The sequence below is a fragment of the Bacillus sp. FSL W8-0102 genome (genome assembly GCF_038007225.1).
Lineage (GTDB): Bacteria > Bacillota > Bacilli > Bacillales > DSM-4216 > Bacillus_O > Bacillus_O smithii.
This window is the reverse complement of sequence record NZ_JBBOWT010000001.1, coordinates 789,013-806,569: the sequence shown is the minus strand read 5'-3', so window position 1 is coordinate 806,569 and position 17,557 is coordinate 789,013. Positions and strand designations below refer to the sequence as shown.

The 17,557-nt window shown below is 38.2% G+C and carries 16 protein-coding genes; 6 read left to right on the top strand and 10 right to left on the bottom strand.

The window, feature by feature from the left end; all coding sequences use genetic code 11:
• The first annotated feature begins 163 nt into the window (after nucleotides 1–163).
• The 4 genes from N1I87_RS03915 to N1I87_RS03900 all read left to right on the top strand — a co-directional run bounded on the left by N1I87_RS03915 (nucleotide 164) and on the right by N1I87_RS03900 (nucleotide 5,385).
• Nucleotides 164–781: a DUF47 domain-containing protein gene (locus tag N1I87_RS03915; RefSeq protein ID WP_341100707.1), complete on the top strand. Its 618-nt coding sequence runs from the start codon at nucleotides 164–166 to the stop codon at nucleotides 779–781.
• A gap of 16 nt (nucleotides 782–797) precedes the next feature.
• The gene (locus N1I87_RS03910) at nucleotides 798–1,796 is read left to right on the top strand and encodes an inorganic phosphate transporter (RefSeq protein WP_048622788.1); all 999 of its coding nucleotides are present in this window, start codon (nucleotides 798–800) and stop codon (nucleotides 1,794–1,796) included.
• A 518-nt stretch (nucleotides 1,797–2,314) separates the two neighbouring features.
• Nucleotides 2,315–3,616, top strand: coding sequence for an NCS2 family permease (locus tag N1I87_RS03905; protein WP_341100706.1), 1,302 nt, complete (start codon nucleotides 2,315–2,317; stop codon nucleotides 3,614–3,616).
• A 374-nt stretch (nucleotides 3,617–3,990) separates the two neighbouring features.
• On the top strand, nucleotides 3,991–5,385 hold the full coding sequence (locus N1I87_RS03900; RefSeq protein ID WP_341100705.1) for a peptide MFS transporter: 1,395 nt from the start codon (nucleotides 3,991–3,993) through the stop codon (nucleotides 5,383–5,385).
• Between the two features lie 674 nt (nucleotides 5,386–6,059).
• Here the strand turns inward: N1I87_RS03900 and N1I87_RS03895 are convergent.
• The 7 genes from N1I87_RS03895 to N1I87_RS03865 all read right to left on the bottom strand — a co-directional run bounded on the left by N1I87_RS03895 (nucleotide 6,060) and on the right by N1I87_RS03865 (nucleotide 13,328).
• Entirely contained in the window at nucleotides 6,060–6,920 is an 861-nt protein-coding gene (locus N1I87_RS03895) for a DUF421 domain-containing protein (RefSeq protein WP_341100704.1), read from the bottom strand.
• 33 nt (nucleotides 6,921–6,953) lie between these two features.
• Complete coding sequence (locus N1I87_RS03890; RefSeq protein WP_048622783.1) at nucleotides 6,954–7,160, bottom strand: DUF1657 domain-containing protein; 207 nt, start codon at nucleotides 7,158–7,160, stop codon at nucleotides 6,954–6,956.
• Nucleotides 7,161–7,355: 195 nt separating this feature from the next.
• The gene (spoVAD, locus tag N1I87_RS03885) at nucleotides 7,356–8,369 is read right to left on the bottom strand and encodes a stage V sporulation protein AD (RefSeq protein WP_048622782.1); all 1,014 of its coding nucleotides are present in this window, start codon (nucleotides 8,367–8,369) and stop codon (nucleotides 7,356–7,358) included.
• Nucleotides 8,370–8,607: 238 nt separating this feature from the next.
• Entirely contained in the window at nucleotides 8,608–8,814 is a 207-nt protein-coding gene (locus tag N1I87_RS03880; protein WP_003353240.1) for a DUF1657 domain-containing protein, read from the bottom strand.
• Nucleotides 8,815–9,897: 1,083 nt separating this feature from the next.
• Nucleotides 9,898–11,079: an IS701 family transposase gene (locus N1I87_RS03875; RefSeq protein WP_003353085.1), complete on the bottom strand. Its 1,182-nt coding sequence runs from the start codon at nucleotides 11,077–11,079 to the stop codon at nucleotides 9,898–9,900.
• Nucleotides 11,080–11,310: 231 nt separating this feature from the next.
• Nucleotides 11,311–12,807 carry a PH domain-containing protein gene (locus N1I87_RS03870; RefSeq protein ID WP_341100702.1) on the bottom strand — a complete coding sequence of 499 codons (1,497 nt, stop codon included), beginning with the start codon at nucleotides 12,805–12,807 and terminating at the stop codon, nucleotides 11,311–11,313.
• A gap of 20 nt (nucleotides 12,808–12,827) precedes the next feature.
• Nucleotides 12,828–13,328 (bottom strand): PH domain-containing protein, encoded by a 501-nt coding sequence (locus tag N1I87_RS03865; RefSeq protein WP_412677291.1) that lies wholly within the window; start codon nucleotides 13,326–13,328, stop codon nucleotides 12,828–12,830.
• A 342-nt stretch (nucleotides 13,329–13,670) separates the two neighbouring features.
• On the opposite strand from N1I87_RS03865, the gene N1I87_RS03860 reads away from it, so the two are divergent.
• A complete protein-coding gene (locus N1I87_RS03860; RefSeq protein ID WP_327798254.1) occupies nucleotides 13,671–13,817 on the top strand; it encodes an aureocin A53 family class IId bacteriocin in 147 nt (48 codons plus the stop codon).
• 96 nt (nucleotides 13,818–13,913) lie between these two features.
• A complete protein-coding gene (locus N1I87_RS03855; protein WP_327798255.1) occupies nucleotides 13,914–14,060 on the top strand; it encodes an aureocin A53 family class IId bacteriocin in 147 nt (48 codons plus the stop codon).
• Nucleotides 14,061–14,250: 190 nt separating this feature from the next.
• Here the strand turns inward: N1I87_RS03855 and N1I87_RS03850 are convergent, their stop codons facing one another.
• From N1I87_RS03850 to yhbH, 3 genes are all read right to left on the bottom strand, one after another.
• Nucleotides 14,251–14,538, bottom strand: a complete 288-nt coding sequence (locus N1I87_RS03850; RefSeq protein WP_327798256.1) for a hypothetical protein — start codon at nucleotides 14,536–14,538, stop codon at nucleotides 14,251–14,253.
• Nucleotides 14,539–14,540: 2 nt separating this feature from the next.
• Entirely contained in the window at nucleotides 14,541–14,837 is a 297-nt protein-coding gene (locus N1I87_RS03845; RefSeq protein ID WP_327798257.1) for a DUF2089 family protein, read from the bottom strand.
• Between the two features lie 1,253 nt (nucleotides 14,838–16,090).
• Complete coding sequence (gene yhbH, locus N1I87_RS03840; protein WP_341100697.1) at nucleotides 16,091–17,260, bottom strand: sporulation protein YhbH; 1,170 nt, start codon at nucleotides 17,258–17,260, stop codon at nucleotides 16,091–16,093.
• Nucleotides 17,261–17,557: the final 297 nt, after the last annotated feature.

Genomic DNA, 17,557 nt, shown 5'->3' with positions numbered 1-17,557 from the left:
TTAACACAAGTGCCTGACCCCCTTGGTACTTTAAAGTGGAAAAGGGGTCAGGCCCCTTAAAAATATTTTCGAACAAGTTTCGACATTAACTTTTCTCTTTCTCCTTTTTAAGCTAAAATAATGCATGTTCAGTACTTTTTTAATCTATAGGAGGTTCCCAACAATGTTTAAAGGTAAAAAAGACAAGTTTAATGTACTTTTGGCCAATATTTCAAGCAATTTGCTGGAAAGTGCCAATTATTTTGCAGACTATAAATTGAATAATGAACAAGATTTGAAAGCTTTTTCGGAAGAGATGAAAAAATTTGAAACGAAAGGTGATACATTTGTTCATCAAGTGATTACCGAATTAAACCACGTATTCATCACTCCAATTGAGAGAGAAGATATTTTAGCTCTTGCGATGACTATGGATGACGTTCTTGACGGCTACGAAGAAACCGCCGGCCTTTTTGAAATGTATTCCATTACTCATTTTGATGAATATATGATGAAATTTATAGACGCTCTTCGCAATTGTGCAGTTGAAATCGATAAAGCGGTCGGCCTGCTTTCTACTAAAACTTTGCCGGAAATCCGCCAACACGCCATTAAAATCAAAGAATATGAAACATTTTGCGACGGTATTTGGCGAAAATCCACCAAAAACTTATTCGATGTTGAAAAAGACCCCATTAAACTGATTAAATTAAAAGATATTTACCAAGGGTTTGAAAATATTGCTGACCATTGCCAAAACGTTGCCAATACTCTTGAACAAATCATAATGAAAAATGCATAAGGAGCGTTTCAATTAAATGGACTATATATTAGTTACAACAATCTTGATTGTCATTGCTTCATTATTATTCGATTTTATCAATGGTTTTCATGATACGGCAAATGCCATTGCAACCTCAGTCTCTACAAAAGCGTTGAAGCCACGTCAAGCTATTTTTTTAGCGGCTATCATGAACTTCTTGGGAGCGATGACTTTTACCGGTGTCGCTCAAACTATCACAAAAGATATTGTTGACCCCTTTACATTGAATAACGGATCTGTTGTCATTATTTCAGCTTTATTCGCTGCTATTTTATGGAATTTGATTACTTGGTATTTTGGAATCCCTAGCAGCTCCTCCCATGCTATTATTGGTGCTGTTGCAGGTGCAGCCATTGCGGCATCGGGTTTTACAGCCATAAAATATTCGGGATTTTTAAAAATACTTCAAGCCTTAATCTTCTCGCCAATCATTGCATTTACTGTGGGTTATATCATTTACAGCATTTTCAAAGTGATTTTCAAAGAAAATAATTTAGCGAAAACGAATAAACGATTTCGTCTCATTCAAGTGGTAACTGCGGCGATTCAAGCCTATACACATGGTACCAATGATGCCCAGAAAGCAATGGGGATCATCACTATGGCTTTAATCACGAACCATTACCACACTACAACCGATATTCCCCTTTGGGTACAGATCAGCTGTGCAGCCGCAATGGGGCTTGGAACATCCATCGGCGGTTGGAAGATCATCAAAACCGTCGGCGGAAAAATAATGAAAATTAAGCCAGTCAACGGTGTATCTGCTGATCTAAGTTCTGCGCTGATTATTTTCGGGGCAACTTATATACACTTACCCGTCAGCACCACACATGTTATTTCCTCTTCTATTTTGGGAGTAGGGTCTGCTCATAGAATTCGCGGAGTAAAATGGGATACGGCCCAAAGAATGGTCATTACTTGGGTGATTACATTGCCCGTTTCAGCTGCCCTTGCCGCCATCATTTTCTTTATTTTAAATTCGTTTTTTTAACATAACCTTAAAAACCTCTCTCTTTTTTAGGCGAACGCCGAAGAAAGGGAGAGGTTTTGGCCTTTCAAAGAATCTTCCTAATATGTTTGAAATTCGGTTTCAAACCTGCCTTTCTTAAGTCTCCCAAACAGTTAAGAAAACACGTATCTTCGCAAAATGGTAATCAACAAAAGAAACGCTATGATCATCATGATCATGACAAGCACCTTTTCGGCTTTATCTCCCGGCATATTCAAACACCTCTTTTATTTTTTATGATATCCAATGTCCGTACACTTTTTTCAATAGGAAATCTCAATCGTTTTCGTTTAAAAGTTTTTTCAAATAATAGAGTTTGGATCGCAACAAAAGCAAAAAACTATATCGATAAAAAATTTTTCAAGGTTTTCCTATTGCTTTATCCAATAAAAACGAATATTATAATATTTGTGTGTTTAAATTGTTCGTATTTAATCCTGATCATTGGAAGGACTACGAACAGATGGATGAAAGTATACTAATTGGAGGATTTCACAACGATGTTTCAACTAAAAGAAAACGGCACAGACGTTAAAACAGAAGTAATCTCAGGACTTACGACATTTTTAACGATGGTCTATATCGTGGTCGTGAATCCTGTCATTCTTCATAATACCGGCGTGCCTTTTAATCAAGTTTTTATTGCTACCATTATTGCCGTCATTGTCGGTACTTTATGGATGGGGCTCATGGCCAATTATCCTATTGCAGTCGCTCCTGGAATGGGGTTAAATGCTTATTTTGCGTATTCTGTCGTTGGCTCTCATCATGATATTACTTACATGACCGCTTTTTCGGCAGTATTTGTTTCTGGAATTTTATTTGTCATTTTATCACTAACCTCATTCCGTGAAAAAGTGATCGAAATGATTCCTGATAACTTGAAACATGGAATAACAGCAGGCATCGGACTATTTATCGCTTTTCTGGGTTTACGGATGACAGGAATCATTGCGGATAATAAAGAAAATTTAGTAGGCTTAGGCGATCTTCACAGCCCTTCATCGCTCTTGGCTCTTTTCGGTTTAGCCGTCACCATTATGTTAATGGTGTTGAATGTGCGTGGCGCTTTGTTTATCGGAATGATTCTCACCGGAATCGTTGCTTATTTTACCGGTCAGCTAAATTTTCATGAAGGAATCGTTTCCATGCCATCGTTTCCCGAAAAGCTTGCCATCGGTAATCCGATCGCTGCCTTTGGTGATGTGGTCCATTACAGCTTGTATTCCGTTGTATTTTCATTTCTGCTTGTGACCATTTTTGACACAACGGGAACCATTATAGGAGTCGCACATCAAGCCGGATTAATGAAGGGACATACCTTGCCGCGCGCCAGACAAGCATTATTGTCTGATTCCATCGCAACGACTGTTGGGGCCGTGTTCGGCACCAGCCCTTCTAGCGCTTATATCGAATCATCGACAGGCGTTGCAGCTGGAGGAAGAACGGGTTTAACATCAGTTGTTACCGCCGTTTTGTTTGCGATTGCAGCATTTTTTGGCCCATTAGTAAGCGCCGTTTCCGAAATTTCCGCTATTACTGCACCGGCTTTAATCATTGTAGGCAGCCTGATGATGAAAAATATATCTAAAATCAATTGGAACGAACTGGATGAAGCATTTCCGGCCTTTTTCATTATTTTAAGCATGCCCCTTACATCCAGTATTTCAACGGGAATTGCTTTCGGATTTATCTCTTATCCTTTGTTAAAAGTCATTCAAGGAAAATGGCGCGCCGTACATCCTTTGATGTACTTGTTTGCCGTATTATTTTTCTGCCAGCTGGCATTTTCATCCCATTAAGTCCTTTCTTGAAAAAATCGCATGACATAGGATTTCCCACGATCCCCTCTCCATTTTCGGGAAGGGGATCTATTGCCTTCACAAACTATACCCGTTAAGAAAATATAAACAACAAACCTCTGTTTCTTTTCTATCAGAAAATAAAAAGAATAATAAAAATAGTTTTACTTTTATTTTCTTTTTCCATATCTGTCCATGTAAAATTATTGAAAACATTGATTTTACGCAATTCTTCCAATTTTTATCTTAATTTTCCTATTTTTTTATTGATTTATAAAATTATTTCTTTTTCTACATATATTGATTATTAAATATTATTAAATTAATATATTGCACATAGTTTAGACAATTTAAATATTTATAGGAGGACGTCTATGGGAACCATTGTACAACAACAAGATTATAACATTCCTGAGCCAAAGAAAAAGTCGAAACATCCCCCTGGATTGTATTTGCTATTCATGACGGAAATGTGGGAACGCTTCAGCTATTATGGAATGAGAGCCATCCTTGTTTTATATTTAACTGCATCTGTTGCAGCCGGCGGTTTAGGGATGAAAGAACAATCGGCCATGCTCATCTATGGTTTCTTTACTGGGGCCGTCTATTTTATGCCGTTGCTCGGTGGATATTTATCAGACCGTTTTCTAGGTCGAAGGCTGGCCATTACAATTGGTGGACTGACAATGGCGCTTGGGAATTTGGCCTTATTTGCCCATCAAAACCACACCTTTCTTTATACAGGTTTAGCCCTTCTAATTATAGGAAATGGCTTCTTCAAACCGAATATTTCTACTATTGTCGGTGACCTCTACTCTGAAAACGATCCCCGCCGTGATGCTGCGTTTACCATTTTTTATATGGGTATTAATGTTGGGGCCTTCTTCTCCCCGCTCATTGTTGGTTATGTGTCAGAAGATTTGTTTGCTAAAACGATGAATGGTTTTATCCAATACGGTTATAAGTATGGATTCCTTGTATCGGCCATTGGGATGATCATTGGACAAATTATCTTCAATGCGCTTGGCAATCGATTTTTAGGCGATATCGGTAAAAAACCGACTGGTAAGCCGAAAAAGAGCAATAAAGGAATCAAACAATCTCAACCGCTTACGAAGAAAGATAAAGAAAGAACAGCGGTGATCTTTATCCTTGCTGCGTTTGTCGTTTTCTTCTGGGCAGGATTTGAACAAGCCGGAAGTTCTATGACACTGTACACTCAAAAATTTATTGATCGGGAAATTTTCGGATGGACGATTCCTGTATCTTGGTTTCAATCTGTAAACCCTCTGTTTATCGTCCTTTTAGCTCCAGTTGTTTCTGCCTTTTGGATGAAGTTAAACAAATCCAAACGCGGCGATTGGAAGATCCCGACGAAAATGGCGGTCGGCATGATGCTGCTTGGATTGGGATTTTTTGTGCTTGTCTTAGCCGTGATGAAAACGGGCAGCGATCCGAATGATATTCAACATAAAGCCAATTTGTTATTTATTGTGTTTACGTACTTATTCCATACGGTTGGCGAACTGTTCCTATCACCAGTTGGTCTCTCAGTCGTGAGCCGAATCGCTCCGGTCAAACTGGCTTCCTTATTGATGGGTGTTTGGCTCTCTGCCAGCGGATTTGCTAACATTTTAGCTGGAAAACTCGCCACTTATACAGACTCTCTAGGGTACTTGGAAGTATTTAGTCTTATCGGAGGAATTGCTATTCTACTAGGATTAGTCTTACTGACATTGTCTAATAAGTTGACGAAAATGATGGATTAACGAATCGAACGTTTCATCAGAAAATAAAAAACGTATGTAAACAAAACCGCCGGCTGATCGCTTGGCGGTTTTGTTTTTTAGGAAAAAACATCTGAGATCGTTGACTGGACAAAAAGATGAATGTCTATTTTTTCTCTCTCTTTTTAAAGTTTGCTTACACCTTTAAATATAATGAGAAAACTTCCTTAAGTATTCAAATGTTAAATAAAATGATCCATTTCAAAAAAGAAATTGTCGTGAACATAAAAAATGACAAAAATCATATCAATCATACTGACTTTCAAAAAACGAGATGACGATATACGAAGGTCGTAGTGTTTATTGGAGATACCCGTCTTTGCCAGGCTAATGTAGTTCTCTAAAATTGCAGATGTTTTGTATCCTTTTGTGAATGGAGGCTTGCTTTAAATAATACATCGTATAGAAAATCCTGTATTTCAAAAAGTTGATGGAATCATTTCTGTGTCAGAGTATTCTTGTTGTGGCAAGATGGTTTTCTTACGGATGATCCTGATCAAGATAAAAAGTCCTTCTTCGGTATTTACTGAAATTCACCATCCAGCGGTCGTTATCAGCTCTTCCAGGCTTCTTGCTGTATTCATCGATATTTTTTTCTTTATCCATAAGACATAGGATTGAATCAGCCAAAATAAACGATTCTTCATGCACACGTTCTAATTTCTTAATATAGGGGATACTTTCTCAATCGCTTTTTGCAATTTTTCGCTATTTTTCCTGTATAGTTCCTTAGCTTCTTTATTTTCGGTTCCAAGGGCAAATGACTCTAAATCGGCCTGGCATTTTTTCATAGTGGCGAGAATCAATGGTCTTTCTTGCGGAGATGGAACTTTAAGCTTATCATCATAAAGATCGACCGTTAATTCGCCATAGGAATTGACCTGTCCAAGAAAAACATTATCGATAGTCACTCCCAGTTTTTCCAGTTCCGTGATTAGCCATCTCCTGCTTCGGCCAATCGTGGTGAGCGGCACATCCAGTATTTTTCCGTCCATAATAACCGTCTGAGGCTCCTTCACCGTAGCAACCGACATATTCAAATCTTTTGCCGTCAAAGGTTGATTTTCTTTCTTCAATAAGACAGATAAATCTCCCGTTGGCTCTAAAACGGCAAATTCCACATCTGACACCTGAAAAACGTTTTTCTTTCTAAGCAATTCCAACAACTCATCTGTCGAGTATCTTTCCTTTTTTAAATTGTCTTCCATGATTTTTCCATCTTTGATAAAAATCGTCCCTTTTCCTTCAATAAAGCCGCGGAAACCTTTGCTCTTTAACGATAACAGGCCCGCCAAAAAGGGGATAGCCGCACAAGTGATGATCGCTATGATCCCCAATGAGATTTTTTGCTCAAGTCCAGTCACAACCTCTGCTCCTATACTCCCGATGGTGATACCATTTACATATTCAAAAAAAGAAAGTTGAGATATTTGTTTTTTCCCCAGCCATTTTGTGATTAAAAAAAGAATAATCATAAACAATATGGACCGTATCACAACATCTAACCAATTGGGCACAACGCAACACCTCCATCAAAAGAATAGGTGATCTTAAAACCCTTTGTACTGAGTTTCTTCTCGTTCCAACTCTCCAACACGTTTTTTGATATCTTCCACCACTTCATGGACGATCATCATTGTTTCATGCAATGTACGTTTTGATTCGTCATCTTGGGTGCGCAATGCTAAACTGGACAGGCTGGCTTCTACACCTTTAAGGCTGGCCATACATTGTTTCACTTCCGATGCAATGGTCATCGTATCCTCTCCTTACACCTTTTAGTTTTAGGCATCCCCTATTTACATATAAACAGAGAAAATTTTCTAAAAACCGAAAAATGATTTCCCATACAAAAATTGAGATTTTGGTGTCGCAGCCGTTTATTGACAGCTTTTTTTCTCCAAAAAGAAGTCAATTAACAAAAAAGCTTCTTCAGATAAGAAAAATGCCATTTATGGCCCGTTTTCGTATTCAATCGACACCGCATGTGCGATACAAGGGATGGTTTCGTTTTGCTGAAAGGATAAGGGCGATAACAAAGCACCCGTTGCGACCACTAGCATTCGTTTTAACTCCCCTTTTTTCATTCGGTTTAACAAATGGCCGTAAACGACGGTCGCGGAACATCCTGCACCACTCGCTCCAGATAAGACCGGCTGATCTTCCCGGTAGATCATGAGCCCGCAATCTTGATACTGTTCTTCACGAATAGGGGTGCCGTGTTTATGAAATAGTTCAAGTGAAATATCATGTCCAATTTGACCAAGGTCTCCTGTCACTATTAAATCATAGTAAGAGGGGTCAACATTTCGTTCTTTTAAATGTGCTTCTATCGTATCCACAGCTGCCGGAGCCATTGCCCCTCCCATATTCAGCGGATCGGTCATCCCCATATCAATAACACGACCAATCGTAGCAGACGTAACCCTGGGACCGTCACCAGTACTGCTTAACAAAGCAGCTCCAGCACCGGTTACCGTCCATTGTGCAGTGGGCGGTTTTTGTCCACCGTATTCCGTTGGATAACGGAACTGCTTTTCAACCGCTGCATTATGACTTGATGCACCTGTTAACAAATAGTCGGCTCCTTTGTTATTAACAATATAAGCACCAAGAGCCAGTCCCTCCATCGATGTTGAACAGGCTCCGAACAAACCGAGAAAAGGCACTCCTAGCGTGCGCATAGCAAAACTGGTAGGGGTAAGCTGATTAATCAAGTCTCCCCCCAGGAAAAACTGAATTTGCTCTTTTTGAAGACCGGCTTTTTCGATGGCTTTTTGACAGGCTTCTTCTAAAAGGATCTTGTGGGCTTTTTCATAAGAATCTTGACCTAGCCATAAATCGGAATGGAGCAGATCAAAATCTAACGCCAGCATTCCGTTCGCTTCAAAAGGTCCACCAACTGTACCAGTAGAAATAATGGCGGGCTTTTGATCGAAAACCCAAGTACGATGCCCCGTCAACATCAAAAACCACCTCGCTTTATTAAGAATCATGATCATAAACATTGGAATAGCCTGCCCGATAAGGCAAGCTTCATTACAGTCTTTCAGTACTGGTCTTTTTATCTGATTCAGATATTCGGTATATCCTAAACTATATCAATTGTTGTTTTGCCGTTTAGATACATGTACTCATCACGTTTCGTTTAAAGGTGTAAAAAAGGTTGGTTGATCCAACCAACCTTTTTATCTAATTTGTACATTATTGTTGTTTGTATTGAGGTTCTTCTTGTTCAATTTGTTGAACACGAGCAGAAAGGCTGTCAACTAGTTGCTGTGTTTGTTTGGCAGCATCTTGATAAAGTTGTTTAGCTTGTTGATTATCGGTTCCTAGTGCAAAGGTTTCGAAGCTCGCTTGTGCACTTTTTAATCCGGCTAGAGTTTGTTTCACTTGACTGATGATAGTCACAGGTGATTCCTCCTTCAATTTAAGTTACACTTTTAGAATGATAAAAAAGATCTTTTTTTATGTTTTCTAATTTTATCCATATGTAAAGATCCATAGTGGGTTAAATTCCTTTCATATCCTATATAACTTAGTTCAACCCGTTTAAACTCCCTGAAAGGCAACGCAATGGATTCGAAAAAACGAAAACAGGCAAAGAATCTAATTTGAAGGCAGCATCCTGACAACGCAGATAAAATTCGCCTATCAAGACAGGAAAGATTTGTATGTAGGAATAGGATAGTCTTTGAACAGCCAAACACAAGCTATTTCTTTTGGTACAAAAAATGAGAAAGCCAAAGAAAGAAGATAAGGAATAGAGCGAAAAGCTGTGGAGATATTTAATTCCGTAAAAAACGAGAAAAGCTGTTTAGCGTTTCTAAACAGCTTTTTCACCGTTTTTCTTTTTGATTCTATACTAAATCCTGGGGGTAAGAGATTTTTCTTGAAAAATAAATGCTGTTACGAAGATTCTCCTTTAAAAGGATCGTCGACAACGACATCGAAAAGAAGATTTCGTATATGAAATCTCCTTTTATCATAAAACTGCTTGATTGAAAAACTTTAAAATCCCTACGCCAGCAATAGTCCAAAATGCCCTGCTGTCAGGAGACAATTTCTTCAGTACAAGATGATGAAATGCAAAAGGATTTGGTGCCATTAAAAATCAAAACAAAATTCTTAGACCGTAGAAGGGAGTTTAAAAATACTTACTTTTTTTTAGCTTCGCGCATCTTGCTAAATAGTATTAGAATCAAAGGCACAACAATAATCCTAATAATGAACGTTCGTGTTTCTCCTTGCCTTAAATCCGAGAAATACCCCCAGACTATGGATAAAATGAGCCCGAAAATTAGTGGTGGTAGTATAGATTTCAAAAATATCCTCTCCCTTTCAATCCATTACAGACTTTTTTGTTTAAACTTAGTACCCATAATGAAAAATTCCCCCTTCTATATATCCACCCCTCTTTAAATATATTAACTGTAGATGAGCATTTTTATTAACAATGATTACCATACGAAAAAGAGACAAACGGGGTACCCCTTATGCCACGTGGAGCTGTTTTTTCACGGCATCAATGGGAATATTTTGTTTTGCTGCACGATAAATGAACTCCACGAGGCTATGTCCTTTTCTCTTGCGCAGGAGATCGAGCCCATCCGAAACATCACTGTTCGACTCGAACATGCTGTACACATACGCAAGTTGCACCAAGATCCAATACCGTTTCACCGCCCGACGCCCGCGAACGCGGTATCCATCGAGTTTCAGCTGGTCTTTCGCTTGACGGAAAAAACATTCGATCGACCAACGCTCGGCATAGTAGCACAAGATGTCTTCATCGCTTAGCTCGCGATCGGTGCTCAAGACGCAATGAAGATGTTTCGGTGTCATCGGCTGATCGGCTTTCCATGCGAGCAGCACCACGGCATCCTTGAGACCGTTCAGAGCACCTTCGTAGCGATACACCCGATAACGCTCTTTTCCCACCGTGACGAGGCGGGTATCCCGTGGCTCCATAGATTTGGCAAATTCCTTTGCTTGAATGGCCGTCCCTTTTGGATAGAGAATCCGATTCGTCTTGAGCATCGCGATGACGTGGAACCCTTTTTTCAAGCAGGCTCCCACGAGGGTTTTCGATGGATACCAAGAGTCCATGAGCACATAAACGGGTCGACTCACATCCAACGAAGAAAGCATCTCGATCGCGAGTTCCCCTTTGCTTTTCCCCGCCGTCTTGTCGTAGAGGCGAAAGGCAAAAGGAAACGCTTGGGTCATCGTATGAACCATGAGCCAAACGAGAGAATGTCCCCAGATCGACTTTTTCTCTGCGTGAGAATAGTGCCAATCACACCCTTGAATGGCGTGTGTTGCCCGTGACGAGGGCTTCGTTTTTTGGCAAATCGTATCATCGATCGAAACAAAAATGGGTTGATTCTCTCGTTTCGAGCTGCGTTCGACACGATGAAGCACCCACTGCTGGAGTTTGCGAAGCAACGTCTCTTCTTCCCATGGGCTTTTCGTGAAAAAATGGCTGAGTGTCGTGCGATGGTTCGGATGAAAACTCCCGTGATGTAGATCGGTCAGTGTTCCCGAAAAGCCCTTTGTAATCATCGCATCCACGATATGAACGAGATGCTTCATGACAGGTTTTGAGAAATAAAGTGCCAACCCCAACATCGTCAAAAACTTGTGGATTCCTAGGTGATGTGCTAATCTATTCATGAGACATGAACCCCCTTGTGAGTAGTTGTGGCACATCTATTCTAACCAAGGAATCGGGTTCATGTCTTCTTTTTTGTTTGGTTGTAAATTTATGTTAGCGAATTTGCTCATCTACAGTATATTAATTTATATTTTAATTTTATTCCAGTTTTTTTAAATAAAATTAAAATACAACCCATTAAACAAAGGCAACTACACTATTTCTAAACGCTTAATATACATGAGACTCCATTACATACCTGTTATTTCCTTACTTTTCTCTGCTTGCGCATACCATTGATAATAACGAATTGCCATATTCTTTGGGATATCCGAAATTCTTGAAACTTGAATAGATTTAGAACGTGTAGAAATTTCAAGAGAAGCGAGTCCAAACTTACGCTGTAGCACTGATTCTGTCACTTTTAATTCTTCAATTTTCATTCGGGTTGTGATAAATAATTTTGTGGAAAAAGATCCACTTTGAAGTTGAATAAAAGGACCACTAAGCTTGTAGCCACTAGATAAACCTCTTAATAATTGGGAAGTATGAACAAGAATTAACAAAGCAAGTGGCACATACCAGAGTCTTGGCCAGATATAGAATATCACTCCAGCCACGATCCAAATATAGCTAGACCGCACTAATTTCACAAAAATAGCAGCTCTAGGAAGATTAACCATCTCTGTTTCCACTTTAAATGTAGGCAAAATCTCAGATATCAGTAATAAAGCCCTATTTTTATCTATAAAGGGAAATAGTATATTGGCTGTTTTCAACTGTTCATCTTCCCCATCACCTGTGCTTACAATTTTCACCTCCACGATCCCCAACATTTTTTTTAGAAATTTTGTATTCACAATGATGGCTTCAACTTTTTCTTTTGGAATGGAAAATTCAGACTGATGAAACAAACCTTTTTTAATAAAAATTCGCTGCTGATCAGAAGTAACTTCAAAATTTCTATACCGAATATAAGTCCTTCCCCAACCATAAGCCATCGATAACACCAAAAGGGCAAAAATACCAACAGTGGTTAATAACCAAGATTTTTGGAAAAAGGAGAGAACAGCCTCTATATATGGATCTATTGAAAAAAAATCATTTAAATTCGAATAAAGGGTATAAAGCAACGACATAAAAATAAGAAAACTAAGCGATGTAACAGAAGCCACAAATATTTCTTTAGAGGTCATTTCATAATGCTTCTTCCTTGAGGAATGTTCCGGCAGGTTCGCTTTTAATGTCCCCTCATTAGGTTTATTCACGTCTCGTTCCAAGTAATCGGCATGACTAAAATATTTTTGTATTCGTTCGGCTTCTTTGCAGGTGATCATTTCAAGTTTGACGGAGGATTTATTTCCGGCTGCGCCTATATCCAGTAAGAGAGATGTGAGTCCGAACAAACGATGAAAAAAAGGTGTATTTCGACTAATGCCTTGAATCCGCTCCAAAGGAATATAACGACTTTCCTTGATAAATCGCCCTTCATGAATGCACATTTCTTTTTCTGTAAATAAATACTTGAAATGGATCCATTCGAGCAATATCGAAACGACTTTATAAATCAAATAGAAAACCCCTGATAAAACTGCGAATCTTAAGAAAATAGAATCAGAATCTGAACCTATATAAATTAAAAAAGTAATTACAAAAAGAACCAATTCCTTTATGGACTTGGCAATCGAATAGACGATCCATAGCGGATGTATTCGACGAGCTTTGTCATACGTTGTTCCTGTGTTCATAAAGGAATAGAACCTCCTTATTATTCATTTGATTCACTAATTCCCGCCAACATAGCAATCTTTTCCCGTAATTCCGCTGCTTCCTTTTCAGGAATAGCTGGTATTTCATGCACGGAAGCCATTGTTCCTATCTTTATCGTTGACAAACCATATTTTCTTAATAGTGGCCCTTGATTCGTATTGACGTATAACACTTTCGTCATAGGTATAATTAAGTGAGTTTTCTTTAATACTCCTCCGTACTTCAATTGTATGTATTTCTCATCGACTTCGTAGCGCCAAGTTCGCTGTCGATAAATAGGTACAATCACTATTTCAACGATGGAGGAAATAATGAGGAGTATCAAAAGAACGCAGAGAATAAAACGTATCCAACTTTTCCACTCATAGTATTGCTGGAAATACAGAAGGATTAATAGGATACAAAGTGCAATAAAATACATGATGGCATCACTAATTCGCCACATCTTCACAGCATTAGGTGAAATTTGTTGTTTTGGTTCCTTAATCATTTGAGTCATAATCTCCTTCTTTCTGTATTTAGAAAATCAACTATTCAATAAAAGACCCGTACCACTTTAAATGAGTGAGAAGAGGTATTTTTTTCTTTTCAAGAAAATGGATAATAAAAAAAGTTTAATACATCCATTCCTAAGCATATATTACTAGTTTTCCATTTAACTATTATAGTTTAAAAAAATTTTTTGTGTACCATTTTTTTGAAAATAAATAAATTCATACTAATTTTGTGAACAAATGTAAAAATTTGAATATTTTATTGACTTTATTTGACATCTTATGTTAATATTCGTTTTTGACAATCTTACCCATAAATCGCAATAGTAGGAAAGGAGGGGTAGAAAATGGCTACTTTTTTAAAAATAGTTGCTAGATTAGGTACCAAAGCTGCGAAGTGGGCTTGGGCCAATAAAGGGAAAGTTTTAGATTGGATAAGAGATGGCATGGCAATTGAGTGGATCATTGACAAAATTAATGACATTGTAGGTTAATTGTTAAATTTTTAGGTTAGTAAAATAGTACAAGTACTACCAATAATTCATTCTTGATCGGGTTAGGTGTCAAAAATACTAAAAGGAGGAGTAGAAATGGCTACTTTTTTGAAAATAGTTGCTAGATTAGGTACCAAAGCTGCGAAGTGGGCTTGGGCCAATAAAGGAAAAGTTTTAGATTGGATAAAAGATGGTTTAGCAATTGACTGGATTATTGATAAAATTAATGACATTGTAGGTTAATGATAAAATGCTTAATCTCATTGAAAAATTCCGTAATTGGGATAGGAAAATATTTTCCGAATATTTCCCCACCCCATAGGACACTTTTAGCGAAAGAAAGAGCTGCCACTCTTTCTTTCCTTCTTATAAGTATGCAATAATCCCACCCTTATTGTCAACGTCTCGATCTAATGTTTATGTAACTGTTTTTTTAAAGATCCTTGGCTTTTATTTTCTCTAATTCTTTCTTTCTTTTCTTAGATAAAGATTCTCTCCCTTTAATCCATCCTGAAACAAGAAGCACTGTTCCTCCCAACAAAGCAGCAAGGATTGCTCTCCCAGAACTTTCCGGGAAAATATTATTCATATATGCGTATATAAAAAATCCGATATAAAGTAAAGGCAATATGGCACCTACGAGTACATGGCCTCTTTTAGATATAAGATATTGAAAAACTAAAACCAAAACAGCCACCAAGAAATGTAAGCCATATTTCATATTCATTCTCCCTTTTCCGCTTTGTATTTATCAATAATTATTTTGGCAACATCTAAACTTATACGTTCATCAATCACAAAACTTTTAATCATGTTTATAAACTCGACATCTTCTTCTTTACTATGCAATTCAATTTTTTGTATTAATTTATCTAACATCGTACGTACAGTAGGATAAGAGACCTCATAAATATTTGCCATTTTTTTTAAAGAACCTGAATTCAAAATAAATTTTCTTATAAACTCTAAAGATTCTTTATCTAGAGATAGTACCCAAGATGGAATTTCATCTCTTTCCATAAAACCACCCCTTCTTTTAATTATATTAAATTATTTTTTTATTTTATTCAAGTATTTTTCAAGAAAATATATATAAATTTGAAAACTTATCTTTTTTTAGGAATATATTAGCTTATTGGACCATTATTTCGTTAAAACTTTTTATGACATTTAATGAATACATCGGTAGTTTGTCAACATCACCGTATGTACGGTTCTGTATACGGAAGGTTCAATCAAATAAATAACGCTTTTCACTATATTTCCTATACAGGCTTTTCAGCCCTTGGCTATACCAATAAGAGTTACCAAGGATTTGGTGTAATATGGTTGAATTCCGAGTTAAATGTGCTTCTTCACCTTCGTTTTTGGTTTCTTCCACTGTTTCCAGATAATCATTTGGAGCCCATTAGGTACTGATTCAGTCTTTTGATTCGATTTTCCATCGAGATCGAGTGGGGGCCGTCCAATAAGTTCCCTGTTCCTATGTTTCATCTTCTGAACGCTTTTCTGAGCAATTCTTATCTTTGATTCTTTATGATAAGTAAGGCTGAAACCTAGGTGATCCCATTTTCATTTGCGGTCTAATGTCGTCTTTTCCCCGTTGACATTGAGAGATAGCTCTTTCTCTATGAAGTTTGTCATGTTCTCCATGACTCTCTTTCCGGCTTTTCTACTCTTGACACAGATATTACAATTATCTGTATCTCTTACAAATCGAAGATTTCTTCTTTCGAGTTCTTTGTCTAATGTGGCCAACATGATATTAGATAAAAGGGGACTTAACGGCCCCCATCCCGAAACCAAACGGCAGTAAACAGAAACTAGGGATCCTGACTGCGACAGACCTATGCATTAAACCAAGACCAAGTGTTAAGACCCGTATTCGCCCCCGGCAGAAAAGACTTCGTTTTAATGTACACACTCCCCCAGTGATACCTGGCCTCCTATGAAGTTCGTGTTTCTCAGGCCGGAAGCCTGCCGCTTGCTTCCTTCAGATTCCGCTTCACCATGGACATCCTTGTGTTATGTTAGCGCTGCTTCTGCCCTCTCGGTTCAGGACTTTTACTCTAGAGATTACACCAATGCCGTACGCACACACAAAATAGCCCCCTCGTGGGGGCTAATCCAAACCTTTAAAAGCATAAAGATGACAAAAGGCATCCGAATGCACACATTCAATGCCTTTTGTCTACACTCTGAGCTGTATAGCAATTCGCTACACAGCTCTGCCGATCTCTCCGATACACTCAAAGCTTTTTTGTTTATGAGACTTAAGCCAACACTTTGGACTGATCATCGTTATGAAAAAAGCTTTTCATGGCGTGGAAGACATCTTCTTTCTGTTTTAAAATGAAATAACGGAATTTTTCGTCTTTGATGTTTTTATAGGCGGACATTAAAGTGGAATGGCGACTGTACTGATTGACTTCTCCGTAACCAAACATATTCGACACAGCCATGATTTCTTTGACGAGTTTGATGCACCTTGCGTTATCGGAAGTCAAGTTGTCCCCATCAGAAAAATGGAAAGGATAAATATTATACCGAGAAGGTTGGTATTTTTCCTCAATTAGTTCCAGCGATTTTCGATAAGCAGAAGAACAAATCGTCCCCCCGCTTTCGCCCTTGGAAAAAAACTCTTCTTCCGTGACTACTCTTGCTTCCGTATGATGGGCGATAAACTCAATCTCTACCGTTTCATATTTCGTTCGTAAAAATCGGGTCATCCAAAAGAAAAAACTCCTAGCCATGAACTTTTCCCATATCCCCATGCTTCCACTCGTGTCCATCATGGCCAGCACCACTGCTTTGGAATGGGGCTTTTGCACTTCGTTCCAAGTTCTAAATTTCAAGTCTTCCGGAATAATCGGATGGAATCTTGGCTCACCCTTTAATGCATTTCTTTTAAAAGCGGTGAGCATCGTTTTTTTCTTATCAATATTCCCCATCAATCCCGTTTTGCGGATATCGTTGAATTCAATTTTCTCAACAGTATGATTGTCTTGTTCCTTTTGCTTTAAATTAGGAAGTTCCAGCTGCGCAAAAAATGCTTCTTCTAAATCAGCCATGGAAACTTCCGCTTCATAATAATCTTCTCCCGGTTTATCTCCTGCACCTTGGCCTTTTCCAGGTCCTCGTTCGCTGCTGCCATCCCTTGCAATGACATCTCCGACTTTACTGTCTCCGTTTCCTTGGCCGACGTGCTTGTTCTTATCGTAATTATAACGGATTTTATATTCGTCTAATGAACGTATCGGAATCTTCACTACATCCCTGCCATTGGATAAAATGATGCTTTCTTCTGTGATCAAATCGGGCAAGTTGTTTCGAATAGCTTCTTGCACTTTCTCTTTATGACGCTGTTGATCTTCATACCCTTTCCGATGGAGGGACCAATCTTCTTTTGAAATCGCAAACTGATGGTTATCCATTTGATTCATTTCCTCCCCTCCTAAAATGGTTTTCACTTTTTTCATAATTTTTCATACAATATGATGAATGTCATAATCAATGTACTTTGATCCTACAGGTTGATTACTTTATCCTATGCAAGAAACACAAAGAGTTGACTAAAAGATCATACAAAAGGAGAAAATCCAGGTTGGACAAGCATATCGAACATGACGGAACGGGCTGCACCTTTTGATAATCAGCTCTTATTCTGGTTCATCTGATATAGATCAGCACATTTGAATTCCATTAATCTTATGATGTTGTCATCGAGAGTACAGTGATCT